Annotated in this window: 17 protein-coding genes and 17 tRNA genes; 7 read left to right on the forward strand and 27 right to left on the reverse strand. The window is 29.4% G+C overall.

Annotation, left to right across the window (positions count from 1 at the left end; genetic code table 11):
* Positions 1 to 2: 2 nt before the first annotated feature.
* The 23 genes from LPB137_RS03325 to LPB137_RS03435 all read right to left on the reverse strand — a co-directional run bounded on the left by LPB137_RS03325 (position 3) and on the right by LPB137_RS03435 (position 8,590).
* Entirely contained in the window at positions 3 to 1,883 is a 1,881-nt protein-coding gene (locus LPB137_RS03325) for a sodium:solute symporter family protein (RefSeq protein WP_076084374.1), read from the reverse strand.
* Between the two features lie 12 nt (positions 1,884 to 1,895).
* Positions 1,896 to 2,150 carry a DUF4212 domain-containing protein gene (locus tag LPB137_RS03330; protein WP_076084377.1) on the reverse strand — a complete coding sequence of 85 codons (255 nt, stop codon included), beginning with the start codon at positions 2,148 to 2,150 and terminating at the stop codon, positions 1,896 to 1,898.
* Positions 2,151 to 2,326: 176 nt separating this feature from the next.
* Positions 2,327 to 2,989 carry a response regulator transcription factor gene (locus tag LPB137_RS03335; RefSeq protein ID WP_076084380.1) on the reverse strand — a complete coding sequence of 221 codons (663 nt, stop codon included), beginning with the start codon at positions 2,987 to 2,989 and terminating at the stop codon, positions 2,327 to 2,329.
* Positions 2,970 to 4,553, reverse strand: coding sequence for a sensor histidine kinase (locus LPB137_RS03340; RefSeq protein WP_076084383.1), 1,584 nt, complete (start codon positions 4,551 to 4,553; stop codon positions 2,970 to 2,972). Before LPB137_RS03340 ends, LPB137_RS03335 begins: the two co-directional genes overlap by 20 nt.
* A 110-nt stretch (positions 4,554 to 4,663) precedes the next feature.
* Positions 4,664 to 4,739 (reverse strand) — tRNA-Lys (locus tag LPB137_RS03345).
* A 14-nt stretch (positions 4,740 to 4,753) separates the two neighbouring features.
* A tRNA-Asp gene (locus LPB137_RS03350) sits at positions 4,754 to 4,830 on the reverse strand.
* A gap of 94 nt (positions 4,831 to 4,924) precedes the next feature.
* A tRNA-Val gene (locus LPB137_RS03355) sits at positions 4,925 to 5,000 on the reverse strand.
* A gap of 13 nt (positions 5,001 to 5,013) precedes the next feature.
* A tRNA-Glu gene (locus LPB137_RS03360) sits at positions 5,014 to 5,088 on the reverse strand.
* Between the two features lie 22 nt (positions 5,089 to 5,110).
* Positions 5,111 to 5,186, reverse strand: a tRNA-Lys gene (locus LPB137_RS03365).
* 14 nt (positions 5,187 to 5,200) lie between these two features.
* Positions 5,201 to 5,277 (reverse strand) — tRNA-Asp (locus LPB137_RS03370).
* A gap of 94 nt (positions 5,278 to 5,371) precedes the next feature.
* A tRNA-Val gene (locus LPB137_RS03375) sits at positions 5,372 to 5,447 on the reverse strand.
* A gap of 13 nt (positions 5,448 to 5,460) precedes the next feature.
* Positions 5,461 to 5,535, reverse strand: a tRNA-Glu gene (locus tag LPB137_RS03380).
* Positions 5,536 to 5,557: 22 nt separating this feature from the next.
* Positions 5,558 to 5,633 (reverse strand) — tRNA-Lys (locus LPB137_RS03385).
* A gap of 14 nt (positions 5,634 to 5,647) precedes the next feature.
* Positions 5,648 to 5,724, reverse strand: a tRNA-Asp gene (locus tag LPB137_RS03390).
* A 94-nt stretch (positions 5,725 to 5,818) separates the two neighbouring features.
* Positions 5,819 to 5,894: transfer RNA gene (locus LPB137_RS03395), tRNA-Val, on the reverse strand.
* A gap of 13 nt (positions 5,895 to 5,907) precedes the next feature.
* Positions 5,908 to 5,982 (reverse strand) — tRNA-Glu (locus LPB137_RS03400).
* A gap of 22 nt (positions 5,983 to 6,004) precedes the next feature.
* Positions 6,005 to 6,080: transfer RNA gene (locus tag LPB137_RS03405), tRNA-Lys, on the reverse strand.
* A 14-nt stretch (positions 6,081 to 6,094) separates the two neighbouring features.
* Positions 6,095 to 6,171, reverse strand: a tRNA-Asp gene (locus tag LPB137_RS03410).
* 94 nt (positions 6,172 to 6,265) lie between these two features.
* A tRNA-Val gene (locus LPB137_RS03415) sits at positions 6,266 to 6,341 on the reverse strand.
* Positions 6,342 to 6,354: 13 nt separating this feature from the next.
* A tRNA-Glu gene (locus LPB137_RS03420) sits at positions 6,355 to 6,429 on the reverse strand.
* A gap of 22 nt (positions 6,430 to 6,451) precedes the next feature.
* Positions 6,452 to 6,527 (reverse strand) — tRNA-Lys (locus LPB137_RS03425).
* A 56-nt stretch (positions 6,528 to 6,583) separates the two neighbouring features.
* Positions 6,584 to 7,090, reverse strand: coding sequence for a CinA family protein (locus LPB137_RS03430; protein WP_076084386.1), 507 nt, complete (start codon positions 7,088 to 7,090; stop codon positions 6,584 to 6,586).
* Between the two features lie 135 nt (positions 7,091 to 7,225).
* Positions 7,226 to 8,590: an FAD-dependent oxidoreductase gene (locus LPB137_RS03435; RefSeq protein ID WP_076084389.1), complete on the reverse strand. Its 1,365-nt coding sequence runs from the start codon at positions 8,588 to 8,590 to the stop codon at positions 7,226 to 7,228.
* Between the two features lie 252 nt (positions 8,591 to 8,842).
* Between LPB137_RS03435 and ileS the strand changes: the two genes are divergently transcribed.
* The 5 genes from ileS to LPB137_RS14010 all read left to right on the forward strand — a co-directional run bounded on the left by ileS (position 8,843) and on the right by LPB137_RS14010 (position 14,427).
* Complete coding sequence (ileS, locus tag LPB137_RS03440; protein ID WP_076084392.1) at positions 8,843 to 11,572, forward strand: isoleucine--tRNA ligase; 2,730 nt, start codon at positions 8,843 to 8,845, stop codon at positions 11,570 to 11,572.
* Between the two features lie 126 nt (positions 11,573 to 11,698).
* Positions 11,699 to 11,977 carry a NifU family protein gene (locus tag LPB137_RS03445; RefSeq protein WP_076084395.1) on the forward strand — a complete coding sequence of 93 codons (279 nt, stop codon included), beginning with the start codon at positions 11,699 to 11,701 and terminating at the stop codon, positions 11,975 to 11,977.
* A complete protein-coding gene (locus LPB137_RS03450) occupies positions 11,977 to 12,570 on the forward strand; it encodes a hypothetical protein (RefSeq protein WP_076084398.1) in 594 nt (197 codons plus the stop codon). The genes LPB137_RS03445 and LPB137_RS03450 overlap by 1 nt, the downstream gene beginning before the upstream one ends.
* Complete coding sequence (locus tag LPB137_RS03455; protein ID WP_076084401.1) at positions 12,551 to 13,834, forward strand: UDP-N-acetylmuramoyl-L-alanyl-D-glutamate--2,6-diaminopimelate ligase; 1,284 nt, start codon at positions 12,551 to 12,553, stop codon at positions 13,832 to 13,834. The genes LPB137_RS03450 and LPB137_RS03455 overlap by 20 nt, the downstream gene beginning before the upstream one ends.
* A 113-nt stretch (positions 13,835 to 13,947) precedes the next feature.
* A complete protein-coding gene (locus tag LPB137_RS14010) occupies positions 13,948 to 14,427 on the forward strand; it encodes a 2'-5' RNA ligase family protein (protein ID WP_228144708.1) in 480 nt (159 codons plus the stop codon).
* Between the two features lie 7 nt (positions 14,428 to 14,434).
* Here the strand turns inward: LPB137_RS14010 and LPB137_RS03465 are convergent, their stop codons facing one another.
* From LPB137_RS03465 to LPB137_RS03480, 4 genes are read right to left on the reverse strand one after another with little or no spacing between them, the layout of a single operon-like run.
* Complete coding sequence (locus tag LPB137_RS03465) at positions 14,435 to 15,340, reverse strand: VWA domain-containing protein (protein ID WP_076084407.1); 906 nt, start codon at positions 15,338 to 15,340, stop codon at positions 14,435 to 14,437.
* Positions 15,333 to 15,728 (reverse strand): hypothetical protein, encoded by a 396-nt coding sequence (locus tag LPB137_RS03470; protein ID WP_076084410.1) that lies wholly within the window; start codon positions 15,726 to 15,728, stop codon positions 15,333 to 15,335. The genes LPB137_RS03465 and LPB137_RS03470 overlap by 8 nt, the downstream gene beginning before the upstream one ends.
* Entirely contained in the window at positions 15,728 to 16,561 is an 834-nt protein-coding gene (locus LPB137_RS03475) for a DUF58 domain-containing protein (RefSeq protein WP_083657088.1), read from the reverse strand. Before LPB137_RS03475 ends, LPB137_RS03470 begins: the two co-directional genes overlap by 1 nt.
* 3 nt (positions 16,562 to 16,564) lie before the next feature.
* Positions 16,565 to 17,518 (reverse strand): AAA family ATPase, encoded by a 954-nt coding sequence (locus LPB137_RS03480; protein WP_076084413.1) that lies wholly within the window; start codon positions 17,516 to 17,518, stop codon positions 16,565 to 16,567.
* 118 nt (positions 17,519 to 17,636) lie between these two features.
* Between LPB137_RS03480 and LPB137_RS03485 the strand changes: the two genes are divergently transcribed.
* Positions 17,637 to 18,350, forward strand: coding sequence for an NYN domain-containing protein (locus LPB137_RS03485; RefSeq protein ID WP_076084416.1), 714 nt, complete (start codon positions 17,637 to 17,639; stop codon positions 18,348 to 18,350).
* Between the two features lie 167 nt (positions 18,351 to 18,517).
* Positions 18,518 to 19,303, forward strand: coding sequence for a 30S ribosomal protein S2 (gene rpsB, locus LPB137_RS03490; RefSeq protein WP_076084419.1), 786 nt, complete (start codon positions 18,518 to 18,520; stop codon positions 19,301 to 19,303).
* Position 19,304 lies beyond the last annotated feature (1 nt).

Here is a 19,304-nt window from a genome sequence, read left to right on the forward strand (position 1 = left end):
AACTAGTGATCAACAGCCTCACCAGCTCCAGAAGGAATTCTGATTGACTCTACAAGATCTTGAATCTCTTGTGGAGGCTCAGGAGTCATTCTAGAAATAACTAACGCCACTACTAAGTGAAGTATTGTTCCAATCGTACCGAAGCTCGCTGGAGAAATTCCTAAGAAGTAATCTTCAGGTTTTCCGCCACCCCAGATGAAATAGAACGCATAACCAACAGTTGCAACAAGACCAGTAATAATACCAGCAATCGCACCCTCTTTGTTCATTCTCTTATCAAATACACCAAGGATAATTGTTGGGAAGAATGCAGCTGCAGCAATACCAAATGCTAAAGCAACAACTTGTGCAACAAATCCTGGAGGGTTAATCCCTAAGTACCCCGCAACACAAATAGCAGCTACTGCTGATATTCTTGCATAAGTTAACTCTGTTTTTTCATTTAATGTTGATTTACCAGTTTCTTTGTCTTTGTAAACAACTTGTCCCATAAGGTCATGAGAAATTGCTGATGCAATTACAAGTAATAACCCTGCTGCTGTTGATAATGCTGCTGCTAAACCACCAGCTGCAATAAATGCAATTACCCAGTTAGGTAAGTTTGCAATTTCAGGATTCGCAAGTACCATGATATCTCTATCAACGTATAACTCATTTGCAATTCCGTTACCTTTAGCAAGTTCTGCAGCATCTGCAGCACCTTTACCATTAGTTACAAGTCTATGTCCATCTTCGCCTCTTTTATCACCATCAAATGCTGGTTTACCTTTAGCTCCATCGAATGCTTTACCTGTAGCATATTGAATTTTACCATCGCCATTTCTATCATGCCATGCAATTAATCCACCATTTTCCCAAGTTTTAAACCAGTTCCCATTGTTACCTTCAATCTCACCATTTACAAACGCTTTATATTCAGTGTTTTGTAAGTTTTTGATTAAGTTAACTCTTGAGAATGCAGCAACAGAAGAAATAGTTGTATACATAATCGCAATAAAGATTAACGCCCATCCAGCAGATATTCTAGCATCTTTAACAGTTGGTACTGTAAAGAATCTAACAATAACGTGAGGAAGTCCAGCAGTACCAAGCATTAACGCTGTAGTTAACATAAATGTATTCCATAAGTTACCTGGTTGTGTATATTCAGTAAATCCTAAATCAGAAATAGACTGATCAAGTGCATGTAACAGATATGTTCCTTCAGGAATTACAGAAACTCCAGAATCAAATGCAAATGTAGTTTGACCAAACACACCTAATTGAGGAATGAATGTATCAGTAACTTGTAATGATAAGAAAATTGCAGGAATCATGTATGCAAAAATCATAACAACATATTGAGCAACTTGTGTATATGTAATACCTTTCATTCCACCTAAAACAGAATAGAAGAATACAACACCCATACCGATTAATACACCAGTATTTACATCAACTTGTAAGAATCTAGAGAATACAATTCCAACACCTCTCATTTGTCCAGCAACATATGTGAACGAAACGAAGATAACTGAAATAACTGCAACTAATCTAGCTGTGTCAGAGTAGTATCTGTCACCAACAAAATCAGGAACTGTAAACTTACCAAATTTTCTTAAGTAAGGAGCAAGTAACATTGCAAGTAGAACGTATCCACCAGTCCAACCCATTAAGAAAGCACCACCATCAGAACCTTTAAAAGAAATAAGACCTGCTAGTGAAATAAATGAAGCTGCTGACATCCAGTCTGCTGCTGTCGCCATACCATTTGCAATTGGATGAACACCACCACCTGCAACATAGAAATCTTTAGTTGAACCAGCTTTTGCCCATAAAGCAATACCAATATAAACTGCGAATGAAATACCTACAAATAGGTAAATTAATGATTGTAATTCCATTTTTTGAATCTCCTATTCGTGAACGCCGTATTTCTCGTCAATTCCTGTCATTACTTTAACGTAAACAAAAATTAATACTACGAATACATAAATTGCACCTTGTTGTGCAAACCAAAATCCTAATTTAACACCACTAATCTCAATAGCGTTAAGTTCGTTAATAAATAAAATACCACAACCGAAAGAAACAATAAACCAAACTACAAGTAGTTTAAGAATCATTGAAATGTTTTCTTTCCAGTATGCTTGTGCCTTTTCTGGACTCATCCTGCTCTCCTTATTTTTTATCATTAAATAAATGAATCATTTAATAATTTAACATTGAAAGTATAATAAGTGTAGATAGCAAAAAGATAGCAATTAAAATTTTTTTTGAAAAGTTTTTTTTGAAGGTAGCGTTAAGGTAGCAAATAACGCTAGTAAAGCCCAAATAATGGGCTTAGTTAAACAGAGTAATATCTGTCAATTTTGTAACCTAAACCTCTAATATTCTTTATGAAATCTTCTTTTAGTGCTTTTTTTAGCCTTGAGATTTCTGCTCTTATAGTAGGATTATCAATATTCTCTCCATCCCAGATGTCAATTCTAAATCGCTCGAAGTCTACTATCATATTTATATTAAGTGCTAGAATATGAATTATCTCTAATTGCTTCTTTGTTAGGTTCTGTGGTTCTCCATTAAAATATAAGGTTTGAGTATCTTTTGCATAAGAGTAATTTTCTGAGAATCTTATGTGAGAAGTATTGCTTTGATCTTTTTTTAATAATTGGTTTATTTTTATACCTAGTTCTTCTAGATGAAAAGGTTTTTTTATATATTCTCTACAACCTAAGTCATATGCTTTAGAAATATCTTCAATATCAATTTGCGCAGATATATAAATTGTCGGAATATATATCTTTTTTTCATTAAGTTCAGACAAAATTGTAAAGCCATCTTTAGTAGGAACGTTTATATCCATAATTAGAAGGTCAAAAGAGGTATCAACACTGTCAATAACATCTTGTCCATCAGTAAAACTTTCAACCATATGCCCAATATTTCTTAAATACTCACATATTGAGTTATTTAACATTAATTCATCTTCAAGTAATAGTATTTTCATTTATTTTAAACCTATAAGTAAATTTTGTTTCTTTATCGTTTGAATCTAATCTTATTATAACTAAATTCTTGTCACAGATTTCTTTTACAATTTTTAAGCCCAGACCAAATCCACCACGGGCAGAATTTTCTCTATAAAAATCATCAAAAATTTTATTTTGATATTCAATTTTTTTAGAATGTGTTGTAATTGAAAATTCAACTTCATTATCATTTATATAATCAAGTCTTACAAAAATAGGTGATTTTGCATATGAATATTTTATGGCATTTGATATATTATTATCTATAACTCTTTGAAATTCTGTAATATTAAATTTTATATAAATATCTTCTTGTATATTACTAACAAAATATAAAGAGTTTGATTTTGCAATTTCTCCAAAAAAATCTAATCTATGCATAACGATATTTGAAAGATTTAAATACTCTTTTTCATATATAACTCTATCTTTTTTTATTAAATATGATAGGTCATCATAAATATATTGAATTATTTTTGCTCCTGATTCTATATGGGTAATATATTTGTTTTCAGGAACTTTCATTTTTAGTAAATCAATATTTGTTTGAATTATTGATAAAGGAGTGTTGATTTCATGTACGGAGTTTTTTATAAAAGTTTTTTGTGATTCAATAAGCTTTGTAAGCTCTTTTGTCTTTTCATCTACTTTATATTCTAGATTTTTATTTAAGTCTTCTAGCATATGAGTTTTTAATTTTATATTATTCATTGCATCTGTTGCATAATTTGCAATAACTTTAAACTCTCCAAAAATAATTCTATTTTGATTTATTGGTTCATCATTTTTTTGTGATTCTTTAAAATATTTACCAATTTCTTTTACATCATTTAAAATAAGTATAGTTGCATTTTTATAAATGAATATAGAATAAAGTACTAACATTATTGTTAGTGATGTTATTTGTAAAGTATAATCAGATATTTTTTGATTGTACTCATAGTTTTTTGCAAGTACAAGTTTATTTATCTTATCTAAATATACACCTTTGCCAATAGTCCAGTTCCATTCTTTATATGAGTTTGCATACGATATTTTTTTTGCATTATCTTCTATATCTGGTTTATACCAAACATAATCAATATAACCTCCCTCATTTTTTTTTGAAATATTAATTAATTCTTCTATAACTTTTTTTCCATTTACATCGGTAAGTTTAATTAAATTTTCTCCAATTTTAGTATTTTCAATTGGATGATATAAAGAGGTTCCATCAAATTCATATATAAATAAATAGTCATTTATATTATCACTTACTCTTAGTTTTGTTAATGCTTCTAATACTTCTTTTTGTATTTGTTTAGTACTTTTATTTTTTTTATGTTTAGTATGGTAATAATCTATAAAATTAATTACAGAGTTAACATCATTTTTTATTAAAGCTTGTTGATTAGTTGAATAATCAGTTTTTAATGTAAGAATTTTTTCTTGTAACTCTTCATGAGCATTGTTAATTATTATAAAAGTAAAAAAAGAAATTAATATAATAATAAAAAGTATACTGTAAAGAATTAGATGATATAGACTTTTGGCTTTGAACATTGAGTTTATCCTAGGTAAATTTAATGAAGTTGTATATTAAGGATATCTTTTTTTTGATAAAGAGTTACTTTGAAAATATGATTTGTAGATTAGTTTATTGTAAGATTTTATGGTGACCCGTGATGGATTCGAACCATCGGCCACCTCCTTAAAAGGGAGATGCTCTACCAGCTGAGCTAACGGGTCACATAAATAAAAAGTGGCGCGGTAGAAGGGACTCGAACCCTCGACCTCCTACGTGACAGGCAGGCGTTCTAACCAACTAAACTACTACCGCGCTTAAAAATACTAAATACAAAAATTGTAAATAGATGTCACAATTAAAATAAGATTTGAAAATCAATGCCACTGCATTTTGTGATTCTTAAAAATGGTGGTCGATGCAAGACTCGAACTTGCGACGTCTACCTTGTAAGGGTAGCGCTCTACCAACTGAGCTAATCGACCATATAAATGTTAGTGGTGATCCCTAGGGGATTCGAACCCCTATGGTTGGAATGAAAATCCAAAATCCTAACCATTAGATGAAGGGACCATAATCAAATAACATTTATAAATGGTGACCCGTGATGGATTCGAACCATCGGCCACCTCCTTAAAAGGGAGATGCTCTACCAGCTGAGCTAACGGGTCACATAAATAAAAAGTGGCGCGGTAGAAGGGACTCGAACCCTCGACCTCCTACGTGACAGGCAGGCGTTCTAACCAACTAAACTACTACCGCGCTTAAAAATACTAAATACAAAAATTGTAAATAGATGTCACAATTAAAATAAGATTTAAAAATCAATGCCACTGCATTTTGTGATTCTTAAAAATGGTGGTCGATGCAAGACTCGAACTTGCGACGTCTACCTTGTAAGGGTAGCGCTCTACCAACTGAGCTAATCGACCATATAAATGTTAGTGGTGATCCCTAGGGGATTCGAACCCCTATGGTTGGAATGAAAATCCAAAATCCTAACCATTAGATGAAGGGACCATAATCAAATAACATTTATAAATGGTGACCCGTGATGGATTCGAACCATCGGCCACCTCCTTAAAAGGGAGATGCTCTACCAGCTGAGCTAACGGGTCACATAAATAAAAAGTGGCGCGGTAGAAGGGACTCGAACCCTCGACCTCCTACGTGACAGGCAGGCGTTCTAACCAACTAAACTACTACCGCGCTTAAAAATACTAAATACAAAAATTGTAAATAGATGTCACAATTAAAATAAGATTTGAAAATCAATGCCACTGCATTTTGTGATTCTTAAAAATGGTGGTCGATGCAAGACTCGAACTTGCGACGTCTACCTTGTAAGGGTAGCGCTCTACCAACTGAGCTAATCGACCATATAAATGTTAGTGGTGATCCCTAGGGGATTCGAACCCCTATGGTTGGAATGAAAATCCAAAATCCTAACCATTAGATGAAGGGACCATAATCAAATAACATTTATAAATGGTGACCCGTGATGGATTCGAACCATCGGCCACCTCCTTAAAAGGGAGATGCTCTACCAGCTGAGCTAACGGGTCACATAAATAAAAAGTGGCGCGGTAGAAGGGACTCGAACCCTCGACCTCCTACGTGACAGGCAGGCGTTCTAACCAACTAAACTACTACCGCGCTTAAAAATACTAAATACAAAAATTGTAAATAGATGTCACAATTAAAATAAGATTTAAAAATCAATGCCACTGCATTTTGTGATTCTTAAAAATGGTGGTCGATGCAAGACTCGAACTTGCGACGTCTACCTTGTAAGGGTAGCGCTCTACCAACTGAGCTAATCGACCATATAAATGTTAGTGGTGATCCCTAGGGGATTCGAACCCCTATGGTTGGAATGAAAATCCAAAATCCTAACCATTAGATGAAGGGACCATAATCAAATAACATTTATAAATGGTGACCCGTGATGGATTCGAACCATCGGCCACCTCCTTAAAAGGGAGATGCTCTACCAGCTGAGCTAACGGGTCACTATTATCTTAAGAATATTTTCTTAAAATGGAGTGGAATTATAATAGATTTCTTTTTATTTGTCAATAGTTTTTTTAATAAATTCATAAATTTTTGCAAGGGCTGTTTTTGCTGCTTGAATTTGTACTTCTTCTCTATTGCCATTAAAGTGATAAATATCAATTATTTTTTCTTCTTTAAAGCCCATTATACCGATAACAACAGTACCTATTGGTTTATTAATTGAGCCTCCACCTGGACCTGCAATTCCTGATACTGCAATAGCATAATTTGAATCAAGTTTTTTTGTAATTCCATCAAGCATTTGACTTACAACTTCTTCACTTACAGCTCCATATTTTTCAAGTGTAGAATTCTTTACATTTAATTGTTTATTTTTTATATTATTTGAATAGCTTACAATTGCCCCATTAAAAATATCTGATGAATTTGGCACTTTTGTAATCATATATGAAATAAGACCACCTGTACAAGATTCTGCTGTTGTAATTGATTGTTTATTAATTCTAAGTATATCTTGAAGTTCTTGCATTTGTATGTCATTGAAAATTTCATCATACATAAGTATTACCTTTATATATTATTAATATATTATGATATACAAAATTAAATTAAAAAAGATTTATTTATGGAAGTTTTGGATTAAAAATTAAGTTAATAAAATAAGAGATAAAACTCTTATTTTATTTTTTAGAAATTAAACAGGTTCTGGATCTGTTAAGTCTGCTAAGAATTGTTCTTCATCAAATTCTAAATTTAAGTAGTCACATACTTCTTTAATATCTCTTTGTGCATTTCCTAAACAAGAAGTTGCACCTGGAGATGGAGTCATATTAAAGATAATACCATTACCTTCACTTAATGATGCTTCTCCTAACATTAGTTTTTGTTCATCTTTATTAAGAACTTGAGGTCTAACACCACCAAATCCTTTTGCATATTCAATATCATCTTTTGTTAATGATGGAACAATTTTTTGTGCATCTTTAACAAATAAACCTTTATTAATTCCTGGAACTTCAAATAAGAAGTTTTTAAATACATAGTTTCTAATTTCTGAATCTTTTAATAAGTCCCAGAATATTTTTAAGATATTTCCATCAATATTCATAGTTTTTAAACATTGACCAACAGAACTTAATCCTTTATATCTTTCTAATACACCAAGTGCTAATGCAGTTGGTCCGAATCTTGTTTTACCATCTTCTAAAATATCTGGATCACCATGTAATGCAGCAAATGGTAATTTATCATTTTGTACCATGTAAACTTTTCCATTTAAAAATTCACCACTAGTAATATAAAACGATCCAGCCATTGATAAAGAACCCATATGTTTACCATAACCCATTTTATGAGCTAAGTATAATGAGTGAGCACCAGCGTTTACAACAACAAAATCAGCTGTATATACAGTACCATTTACAGTTGTTAATTTGTATTTATCTCCAACTTTTTCTATATCTTCAACTTCAGAGTTATAGAAAATATCTGTTGTTTTTGATTCATCAGCTTCTTGACCAGCTTTTGCTAATTCTTCAGTCATAGCACCATAATCAACAGTAGTGTACTCATCTCTAGCACCCATTGCTACGATTTCTTCTGGTCTGTCTTTAGTTTGCTCTTTGTCGGCATAAACTAATTTAGGTTCTAATTCTCTTAATTGTTCTTTATCCCATAATTCTAAGTAAGGGAATAATTCTTTGAATTCATTGTATCTATTTGTAATAAATTCAACTTCTTCTTTTCCAACACCTAAAGCCATTTTTTGATGTTTAAACATGATTTTTTCTTCTAGTCCATATTGTAAACAGAACTTTTCAATCATTTTTGCAGTTCTTTTTGTGATTTTCGCTTTGTCTAAAGTATAGTTCGTTTCGATATCACCAACGTGAATTGTTTGAGAGTTACTACTACCTTTTGAATTTAAAGTAGCTAAAGCTTCATACTTTTCTAACATACAAATATTTTTTGCAGTAGAATATTTTGCTAGTTCGTAAAATAATGCTGCTCCTGAGATTCCCCCACCAACTATTACAACTTCATAATGTTTTTCGTTCATGTACACTTCCTATGTATTGTTTAATTATCTCAAAAATATTAACACATAAATGTTTTGGACTAGCTAAATGAAATTAGAAAACACTTTATAAATCAATAAAATATAGAGATTGGTAACACCTTGTAAAATTTATACACAGTGTAATGATTTTATTTCAAACTATATATAGATTATATAAAATTTAATTTATTTTAGTTATAATCTACGATTTAATGAAAAACAACAAATATGATAATTGAAGGTATTTTGAAAATGGATTATAAAGAGAGTTTACTACTACCAAAAACTGCGTTTCCAATGAGGGGAAATCTTCCTCAAAACGAACCAAAAAAGTATAAACAATGGGATGACCAAAAAGTTTATGACAAGATGAAGAAAAATAGAGAAAGTGCTCCTTCTTTTACACTTCATGATGGACCACCTTATGCAAATGGTCATATTCATATTGGTCATGCTTTAAACAAAGTTTTAAAAGATATTATAAATAAATTTCACTATTTTGATGGAAAATCAATTAGATATGTTCCAGGTTGGGATTGTCATGGTTTACCAATTGAACAAAAAGTTGAAGAAAAAATTGGAAGTACAAAAAAGAAAGAACTGCCAAAATCAAAATTAAGACAATTATGTAGAGACCATGCAACTAGATTTGTTGATATTCAAAAAGATGAATTCAAAAAATTAGGTGTTATTGCTGATTGGGAAAACCCATATTTAACAATGGACTTTAAGTTTGAAGCAAATATTTTTAGAGAACTTTGTGCTATTGCAAAACAAGGTTTATTAATTCAAAGATCTAAGCCAGTTTACTGGTCATGGGCCGCACAAACTGCTCTTGCTGAAGCTGAAGTTGAACATGAAGATAAAGTCTCTCCATCAATTTATGTTGCATTTAAACATGAAACTTTAGATGCAAGTGTAATTATTTGGACTACAACTCCTTGGACACTTCCTGCAAATACTGGTATTTCACTAAATGGTGAAGAAGAATATGTATTAACTGATGATAAATTTATTGTTGCTAAAAAATTATATAACTCATTAATTGAAAATGAAGTAATTTCTGGAAAAGTTGTTAAAGATATTAATCCAAATGATTTAGAAAATACTTATGCGATTAATCCGTTAAATGATAGAAAATCTAAAATTATTTTAGGTGAACACGTAATGATGGATTCAGGTTCAGGTGCTGTTCACACTGCGCCAGGTCATGGTGAGGATGATTATAAAGTAGGTTTAAAATACGATTTAGATGTAATTATGCCTGTTGATGCTTTTGGAAAGTATGACCAAACAATCGTAAGAGAAAAACTTTTTAGAGATACTGATAAATACTTAGGTATTAATGTATTCAAAGCAAATGAACCAATTTTAGAAGAATTGGGTGATGCTTTATTAAAAAGAATTGATATTACTCACTCGTATCCACATTGTTGGAGAACTCATACACCAATTATTTTTAGAGCAACTAAACAATGGTTTATCTCTATTGATGATGAGTATGGAAAAGAGAAAAAAACATTAAGAGAAAATGCTTTAAAAGTTGTTGAAGATTTAACTTTCTATCCTGAATGGGGAAGAAATAGATTAAAAGCTATGCTTGACGGACGTCCTGATTGGTGTATCTCAAGACAAAGAGATTGGGGTGTTCCAATTGCATTCTTTAGAAATAAATTAACTGATGAAATTATTTTTGATGAAGAAGTTATGACTCATACTGCTAAAATTTTTGAAGAAAAAGGTTGTGATGCTTGGTATGATTTAGAAATTCACGAGTTATTACCTGAAAATTCAAAATATAATGCAAGTGAATTAGAAAAAACTACTGATATTTTAGACGTATGGTTTGATTCAGGTTCTACTCAAAATGCAGTTTTAAGATCAGGGAATTATGATGCAGGAACTTTCCCTGCTGATATGTATTTAGAAGGAAGTGATCAACATAGAGGTTGGTTCCAATCTTCACTTTTAACTACTTTAGCTTCATCTGAGATTGCACCTTATAAGTCAATTTTAACTCATGGCTTTACTGTTGATGAAAAGGGTGAAAAAATGTCTAAGTCAAAAGGAAATGTTGTTGCACCTGATAAGGTAATGAAACAGTATGGTTCTGAGATTTTAAGACTATGGGTTGCTATGAGTGATTATCAAAGTGATTTAAAAATTTCTGATAATATTTTAAAACAAAATGCTGAGCTTTATAGAAAAATTAGAAATACAGCTAGGTTTTTACTTGCAAATGTTTCTGATTTAGAAGAAATTATTTCTGTTGATAAAATGGGTCCTTTAGATAAATGGGTTTTATCTCGAGCGAAATCAGTATTTAATGAAATTGAAGAAGCATTTAAAGTTTATGAATTCTCAAAAGGTTTAAATAAATTAAACAATTTCTTAGTTGTTGATTTATCTGGAATTTATTTAGATGTATGTAAAGATAGATTATATTGTGATGATAAAAATGATATTCATAGACTTGCATCTCAAAGTGCGATGGCATTAATTGCTAAAAAGTTAATCTCTACACTTGCTTGTATTTTAACTTATACAATGGATGAATTACTTTCTTTTGCACCAGCATTTTTAAAAGAAGATTGTAATGATATTTTTGATTATAAAAAAGTTGAATTACCAGAAGTTGAAGTTAATATTAATGCAGAAGTGTTATTATTAGCTAAAGAGAAGTTCTCTGAAATCAAAGATTCTTTAAGTAAAGAAAAAGTGATTAAATCAACACTAGAATTAGATTTATATACTAATAATTCTGATATTTTAGTTTTAGATAATACTGAAGCCTCAGATTGGTTCTTAGTTTCTTCTGTTTCAAATGAAAAACTTCAATCAGAAGTTCTAGGTTCTTTTGAGATTGATGGAACAAACTTTGAAGTTTATAAAGCTTCAATGCATAAGTGTCCAAGATGTTGGAAATTTACATCAACAAAAGAAGATTCTCTTTGTTCAAGATGTGAAGAAGTGATGAATTAGGAAATAATATTATGTTTCAAGATGAAGTAACATTAACATTTATATTTCAAACAATAGGAGCTATTTTAGCTCTTACTGCACTTGGAATATTTTTAGTGAAAAAAAAAGCAAAAGAGGAAAAATAAAATGATGCCATTTTCAGATGAAGACTTACAAGCTCCAGTAAGTTCAATTATAAAAACAAAAATTGCTCCAATGTTAGCACGAGATGGTGGTGCTATTGAATTACTAACAATTAAAGATGCAAGAGTATTTATCCAATTACAAGGTTCTTGTGTTGGTTGTAGTGCAAGTAGTAGTACTTTAAAGTATATTGTAGAAAAAGAATTAAAAACTGCAATTCATCCAGACTTAGATATTGTAAATGTACCTCAAGGAATGGAAGATAAATTAGAGGAGCTTTAATGATAAATGAAAGTAGATTATTAAATGAAGCTAATAGCTTTTTCTTACAAAGAAATTTTGAAAAAGCATTATTTATTTATGCTCAATTATCATCAACTTTTAAAGACAATAAAGAATACCCAATTTATGCATTATTTTGTGATATTGCAAGTGAAGATGAAGAAAAAGCCTTGTCTTTATATGACTATTTTTCTGTAGTAAAAGAAGATAGTTTGGAAGAAGCTATAACTTATGTTGAAGACATTGTGGATGCTTATGATGGTGATATTGACAAAATGATGGAAATGCTTAAAGATTTAAGTCTTTCTACTGTTGATGCTTTAGATGCTATAAAATATGAAGATTTTAAGAAACTAATAAGCGCAAGAGGTTCTTTTCGAATTGCTTTTGAAGATATAATGTTTTCTACAAAAGTAGCAATTGAAAATAAAGATGATTTTTTTGATTTTGTTACTAAATTAATTGATAATGATTTTAATAGTACGGCTTATACTTACTTAGATGGGTTTAATGAGTATTTTGCTTATGATGATGAAATTGAAAAACTATATAAAAGATTAGAAGAGAAGAACTTTGCAGCTAACAATCAATAATAAAATATTTACAGATAATTCAAATGAAGCGAATGAAAATGTTGCTTTTGTACTTTCATCTTTTAATGAAAGATTTAAACAAAGTGCTATAGATAATGGTTGTAAGGAAATTATTGCTTCAAGTGATTTAAAAAACTATCTTGATATGTCAAGTATCAAAATAATTGGAATTACTGGAACTAATGGTAAGACTACAACAGCAGCTGCTATTTATTCTATTCTTTTAGATTTAGGATACAAAGTTGCGCTTCAAGGTACTCGTGGTTTTTTTATCAATGATGAAAGAGTTGAAGATTACTCACTAACTACTCCAATGCAACTTGGAAATTTTGCACATATACAAAAAGCTATGCAGAATAAATGTGACTTTTTTATTATGGAAGTAAGTTCTCATGCAATAGTTCAAAAAAGAATTGAAGGTTTGAGTTTTGAGCTTAAAATTCATACTAATATTACAAGAGATCATTTAGATTATCACAAAACTATTGAAGAGTATATCAATATTAAAAATTCATTTTTTTCTGATGAGTGTAAAAAACTTATTAATAAAGATGACAAAATTGTAAAATATAATGTAAAAAATGGTTTTGCATATTCACTTGATGACCCATCAACTTATAAAGTCGGAGCATATTCTTTTAAAAATGGTATGCATGTGATGTTTTCATATTTTAATGAAATGCACTCTTTTTCATCATCAATGATGGGAATATTTAACGTTTATAATTTAATGGCTGCTTTAAGTGCTGTTCATATTACAACTCAAAAGCCTTTAGACGAGATTTGTGAAGCTGTTGAAAACTTTGCAGGGGTAAGTGGACGAATGGAAGTTATTAGTGATAATCCTTTAGTAATTGTTGATTTTGCTCATACTCCTGATGGGATGAAAGAAGTTTTACAAAGTTTTGCTCATAAAGATATTATTTGTGTATTTGGTGCAGGTGGAGATAGAGATCAAGATAAGCGTCCTTTAATGGGGCAAATTGCAGCAAATTATGCAAAACATATTATTGTAACTAGCGATAACCCAAGATTTGAAGACCCTGATTTAATTATTGAAGATATTTTAAAGGGCATTAAAAATCATCAAAGTGTAAATATTGATGTTAATAGAAAAGCAGCTATTAAAAAAGCTATTGAAATGGCTGATGAAAACTCAGTTGTTCTAGTTTTAGGAAAAGGCGATGAAATGAGTCAAATTATTTATGATAAGAAACTTCCTTTTTCTGATAAAGAAGAGATTTTAAAACAATTAAATCACTAGATTTTAAATATACAATTCCTAGTGAACTTCGCGATTTTACTTCATGGCACAAAGGAATTAAGCATTTTGGATTTTGGGCTATTGAAGTTTCAAATTCAAGATGTGCAGAAAAAATTCTACAATTTCAAAATCACTTAAGTAATAAATTACATGCAAATTATTTAAGACAAGCTCATATTACACTAAGTGCAGCAGGTTTACTTCATGATGAACATTTTAATCAAGACTTACTTTTGAAACAAATTCAAAAAATAAAAGAAAGTAAAATAAACTCTTTTCCTTTAAAATTATCAAATTTTGACAGTTTTGCTACTTGTCCTTATTTACAAATAAAAGATGATTCAAAAATATTAGATGAGATAAGAAATTCTTTAAATTCAATATCAAAGGAGAATAGTGCAAGTACTTATACTCCTCATGTAACTTTAGGCTTATATAATAAAATTTATGAAATATCTGATGTATTCAAGGATATATCATTGGCTAGTTTTAATGATATTGAATTTGATGTTAATGAAATTGTTTTTGCTCAATATGAAACAAAAGATGTTCAAGGTCCTTATAAAGTCTTACATCGAATTTGCTTAGAATAATAGGTTATTACTCTTTATTTTTTAAATAAATATATAAGATTAAAAATAAAACAGCAAAAAATAGTGGATAAAAGAATAAGTAGTCTTTTAAAATAATTTTATTTTGGTCAATTTTAGATTTTTCAAGTTTATTAATATCATCATAAATATCAATTAAATCTTCTTTTGAATATGCTGTATAAGATTTTGCATTTGAGTTTGTTGATATTTGATTTAATACATATTTATTAGAGTTTCCAATTCCTATTGTATAAGCTTTGATATTATATTTTTTAAGAAGTTTTATAACTACTTTTAATGGAATTTTGCTTGCAGTATCTTCTCCATCACTTAATACTATTATTACATTTGATTTTGCTTTTTTATCTTTTAATATATTTACACTTCTCGCAATTGAATCAATTAATGCTGTTTGTTTTCCTGCCATTCCTACTTCTAAATAATCTATGATTTCTCTTTGTGCATTTTTATCAAAACTTAATGGACTTGCCATCATTACAGAATCTCCAAAAATTAATAAACCAATATTATCAGAGGGCCTTTTTTTTATAAAATCTTTTACAATATCTTTTACTACATCAAATCTATTTTTACTAGTATCTTCTTTATCTAAATCATTATAATTCATCGAACCACTTGCATCTAAGTCTAATAATATATTTATTCCATCATTTTTTATTAGTTGGGTGTCTTGATTTTTTACAGGAGAAGCTAGTGCTATTATAGAAAGTGTGATAATAGAAAACTTTAATAAATTCATGATTAAAGAAGATTTTTCATTTGATTTTTGAAATATATTTAAATGAGGAATTAAATATGATGGAGTTTTTGCTTTACAATAAATAGAGCAAAAAATAAATACTAAAATCAATAATAAAAGATACGGAAATTCAAAAGAAAGATTATTAAACATCAATTATCCCTAAAATTGTATTTAGTTTATTTTTAATGCTATTACTTATTTGAGGTACTTCTTTTTTGTATTTATACTCTTCTAACTCATTTATTAACTCATTTGCTAATATCTTTTCTCTATCATTCTTGATTAAAAGTCGTAAATATTTTGTAATAGTGTAAGCATCTTCTTTTGAGTTTTTAAACTCTATATTTTGTAAAATATCAAAATAAATCTTTCTTTGATTTACTTTTTTATTTTTAAAATATTTTATAATGGCTAAAACTATTATCAAAGAAAGTAAAAAGCCTAAAAATATTAATCCATAATAAATAAATATAGAGTTATCAGGAATTTCTACAATATCTTTTATATCATGTATTTTTGAAGTAATATCTTCATTCATTACTTTAATAGTCCTATTAGTTTTTTTGTTGCATCTTCATGTGTATAAATTTTTACAAATCTTATTGCATTATCTTGTAAATGAGAAAAAAGTTTATGGTCATTTTCTTTTACTTTGTTTACATAGTTTTTAATTGTATTTGAATTTAAAACACCTTCAAAGTTTTGATTTGTAGATGGGTCATTGAAGTTTACATTTCCAAGTTCACTTGGGTTCTCTTCAAATTTATCTCTTACAATAATTGCAAATATTTCATGTTTTTTTGATAATAGTTTTAAATCCAATTTTTCAATATCAAAAAAATCTCCAATTAAAAAAATTATTGATTTATGATGGATTTTCTTAAATAAATCATTTGTAATAAATTCATAATCAATGTTTTTTCCAATTACATCATAGTTAAAAAGCTGTTCTGCCATAAAATTTACATTAAATATTTTTTTAGATTTTTTAGTACAAAGTTCACAGGTTTCATTTGCAATATATGAAGCAAAAGGGTCACCTTGTTTTACACAAATAAATCCTAACATTGAAGCAATTTGAGTTATTACTTCTTGCTTAAATTTTTTTGTTCCAAAATAAGTAGAACCGTTTAAAAAAGATACAATTTTTATATTTAATTCTTTTTGTGCATGAAAAACTTTTACATAAGGTTTTTGCATTTTTGCAGAAATAACCCAATCAATATTTTTTACATCTTCTCCATACTCATACTCTTTTAGTTCACAAAAATCATATCCTTCTCCTTTTAAAAAAGAAATATTGTTTCCTATGATTTCTGAAAAAACTTGTTTTTTAGTTTTTATGAGTATTTTTTTTAAAGCTTGATTCATAGCTTATGGAATACTAACTTTTTCAATAATTTTTTGAATAATTGAATCAACTGTTATTTCTTTTGCTTGTGCTTCATAAGTTAAAATTATTCTATGTCTTAAAACATTTTTTATAACCATTGTAATATCTAAAGGGGATACAAAATCATTTCCACGAATAAAAGCATTTGCTTTTACAGCTTTAAACATATCAATTGTAGCTCTTGGGCTTGCTCCAAAATGTATTAAATCGCTTAATTCTTCTAAGTCATACTCTTTTGGATTTCTAGATGCATCAATGATATCAACTATATATTCTTCAAGTTCTTTATCTATATGAATATTTAAAACTTCATCTTTTAATGTTTGTAAGGTTTGTTTATCAATTATTTTTGAAATTTCTTCAAAAGAGTTCATAGTAACTTTTTTTGCTATTTCATACTCTTCTTCTTTGTTATTATAATCTACAACAATTTTAAACATAAATCTATCAAGTTGGGCTTCTGGTAGTGTATAAGCACCTTCTTGTTCAATTGGGTTTTGAGTAGCAAGAACTAAAAAAGGAGTATCAACTTTAAAAGTATCATCAGCAATTGTAACTTGGCGCTCTTGCATAACTTCAAGAAGTGCTGATTGAACCTTTGCAGGTGCTCTATTAATTTCGTCTGCTAATAAAAGGTTCGTAAAAATAGGGCCTCTTTTTATTTTAAACTCTGCTGTTTTCATATCATAAATTTGAGCACCAATAATATCACTTGGCAATAAATCAGGTGTAAACTGAACTCTCTTAAAATCTAAATCAATAGAATCAGCTACTGCTTTTACTGCTGTTGTTTTAGCAAGTCCTGGTACACCTTCTAATAATATATGTCCAGAAGTAAGTAATCCTATAAGAATAGAATTTATCATTTCTTCTTGGCCTATTACACCTTTGTGAATCTCTTTTTTTAAGTTTGATAGTTTGTCATGAAGACTCAAATTTCTTCCTTGATTTTTTATAATTTTCTATTTTAGCTAATTACATATAAATAAAATTTAAATCACTTAACCTAAAGCTTTATATTGTAAAATTATTAAAACCTAAAAAGGATTTATAGTGTCTGAAAAGAAAAGTGATAAATTAGCTGTATTAATTGATGCTGATAATGCTCAAGCTTCAGTAATTGCAGAATTATTAGCAGAAGTTTCAAAATTTGGAACAGCAAGTATTAAAAGAGCATATGGAGATTGGACAACACCAAACTTAAAAAAATGGAAAGATTATTTGCATAAACATGCGATTCAACCTATTCAGCAGTTTTCTTATACAACTGGAAAAAATGCAACAGATGCATCTTTGATTATTGACGCAATGGATATTTTACATGAAAGTGATTTAGATGGCTTTTGTTTAATTTCTTCAGATAGTGACTTTACAAGACTTGCAACAAGAATAAGAGAAGCTGGATTAGTTGTATATGGTTTTGGAGAGAAAAAAACTCCTGAAGCTTTTATTGCTGCATGTGATAAATTTGTATTTACAGAGATTTTAAGAGAAAAAGATGTTCCTACTCAAAAATCTGAATCAAATACTTCAAGTTTAAGACCTATTATTGTTTCAGCAATTAATGCAGTTTCAAAAGATGATGGATGGGCAAGGTTATCAAATGTAGGTAATTATATAAATAAAAATAATCCATCTTTTGATTCACGAAATTATGGATATGAAAAACTTGGAAAATTAATATTTGATTTAAACTATATATTAGTTGATGAGCGTGAGTTTAATGATGATTCTTCAAATGTACATATATATGTAAAACTTCGGTAAATTGATTGCTTAAACTAACTTTAAAATTTCTTTGGATAAAATCACGGTTCTAATTTCGTATTAGAAACCTCACATGTATCAATCCTGGTATGGGTTGTGACTAGTTTATCTAGGCATTAAGGGATACAGAGGCTAAACCCAAATTAAAAATATACAAGGAAATTGTCATGGTTACAATGAAAGACTTATTAGAATGTGGTGTACACTTCGGACACCAAACAAGAAGATGGAATCCAAAAATGAAAAAATTCATTTTCGGTGTAAGAAAAAATATTTATATTATTGACTTACAAAAAACACTTAGATACTTTAGATACACTTATAATGTAGTAAGAGATAGAGCTGCTGAAGGTCAAACAATGATCTTTGTTGGTACTAAAAAACAAGCTTCTGAAGCTGTTAAAAGAGCTGCAGAAAATTGTAATATGCCATACGTTAACCACAGATGGTTAGGTGGAATGTTAACTAACTACGGAACAATTAAAAAATCAATTAGAAAATTAGAAATCATCAAAAAGATGAGAGAAGAAGGTCAATTAGACTTACTTACTAAAAAAGAAGCATTAATGCTTACTAGAAAAGAAACTAAGTTAGAATTATACCTTGGTGGAATTAAAGAAATGCACACTATTCCAGACATGATGTTTGTTCTTGATGCAGTTAAAGAAAAAATTGCTATTCAAGAAGCTAGAAGATTAGGAATTACTGTTGTTGCTCCTTTAGATACAAACTGTGATCCAGATGTTGTTGATTTACCAATTCCAGGTAATGATGATGCAATTAGATCAATTCAATTATTCTGTAACGAAATGGCTGCAGCAATGAATGAAGGTAAAGCATCTAGAGAAGAAGAAGTTGAAGAAGAAGCTCCTGTTTCTACTGAAGAAGCTGCAGAAGTTGTTGCTGAAGCAGTTGCAGAAGGTGAAACTGAAGCAAAGACTGAGGAAGCATAAT

The organism is Poseidonibacter parvus, from assembly GCF_001956695.1.
Classification (GTDB): Bacteria; Campylobacterota; Campylobacteria; order Campylobacterales; family Arcobacteraceae; genus Poseidonibacter; species Poseidonibacter parvus.

What these genes read in the sequence shown, in the direction of transcription:
- LPB137_RS03325 (WP_076084374.1), bottom strand. Translation starts at nt 1,883, where the DNA reads ATGGAATTACAATCATTAATTTACCTATTTGTAGGTATTTCATTCGCA.
- LPB137_RS03330 (WP_076084377.1), bottom strand. Translation starts at nt 2,150, where the DNA reads ATGAGTCCAGAAAAGGCACAAGCATACTGGAAAGAAAACATTTCAATG.
- LPB137_RS03335 (WP_076084380.1), bottom strand. Translation starts at nt 2,989, where the DNA reads ATGAAAATACTATTACTTGAAGATGAATTAATGTTAAATAACTCAATA.
- LPB137_RS03340 (WP_076084383.1), bottom strand. Translation starts at nt 4,553, where the DNA reads ATGTTCAAAGCCAAAAGTCTATATCATCTAATTCTTTACAGTATACTT.
- LPB137_RS03430 (WP_076084386.1), bottom strand. Translation starts at nt 7,090, where the DNA reads ATGTATGATGAAATTTTCAATGACATACAAATGCAAGAACTTCAAGAT.
- LPB137_RS03435 (WP_076084389.1), bottom strand. Translation starts at nt 8,590, where the DNA reads ATGAACGAAAAACATTATGAAGTTGTAATAGTTGGTGGGGGAATCTCA.
- ileS (WP_076084392.1), top strand. Translation starts at nt 8,843, where the DNA reads ATGGATTATAAAGAGAGTTTACTACTACCAAAAACTGCGTTTCCAATG.
- LPB137_RS03445 (WP_076084395.1), top strand. Translation starts at nt 11,699, where the DNA reads ATGATGCCATTTTCAGATGAAGACTTACAAGCTCCAGTAAGTTCAATT.
- LPB137_RS03450 (WP_076084398.1), top strand. Translation starts at nt 11,977, where the DNA reads ATGATAAATGAAAGTAGATTATTAAATGAAGCTAATAGCTTTTTCTTA.
- LPB137_RS03465 (WP_076084407.1), bottom strand. Translation starts at nt 15,340, where the DNA reads ATGTTTAATAATCTTTCTTTTGAATTTCCGTATCTTTTATTATTGATT.
- LPB137_RS03470 (WP_076084410.1), bottom strand. Translation starts at nt 15,728, where the DNA reads ATGAATGAAGATATTACTTCAAAAATACATGATATAAAAGATATTGTA.
- LPB137_RS03475 (WP_083657088.1), bottom strand. Translation starts at nt 16,561, where the DNA reads ATGAATCAAGCTTTAAAAAAAATACTCATAAAAACTAAAAAACAAGTT.
- rpsB (WP_076084419.1), top strand. Translation starts at nt 18,518, where the DNA reads ATGGTTACAATGAAAGACTTATTAGAATGTGGTGTACACTTCGGACAC.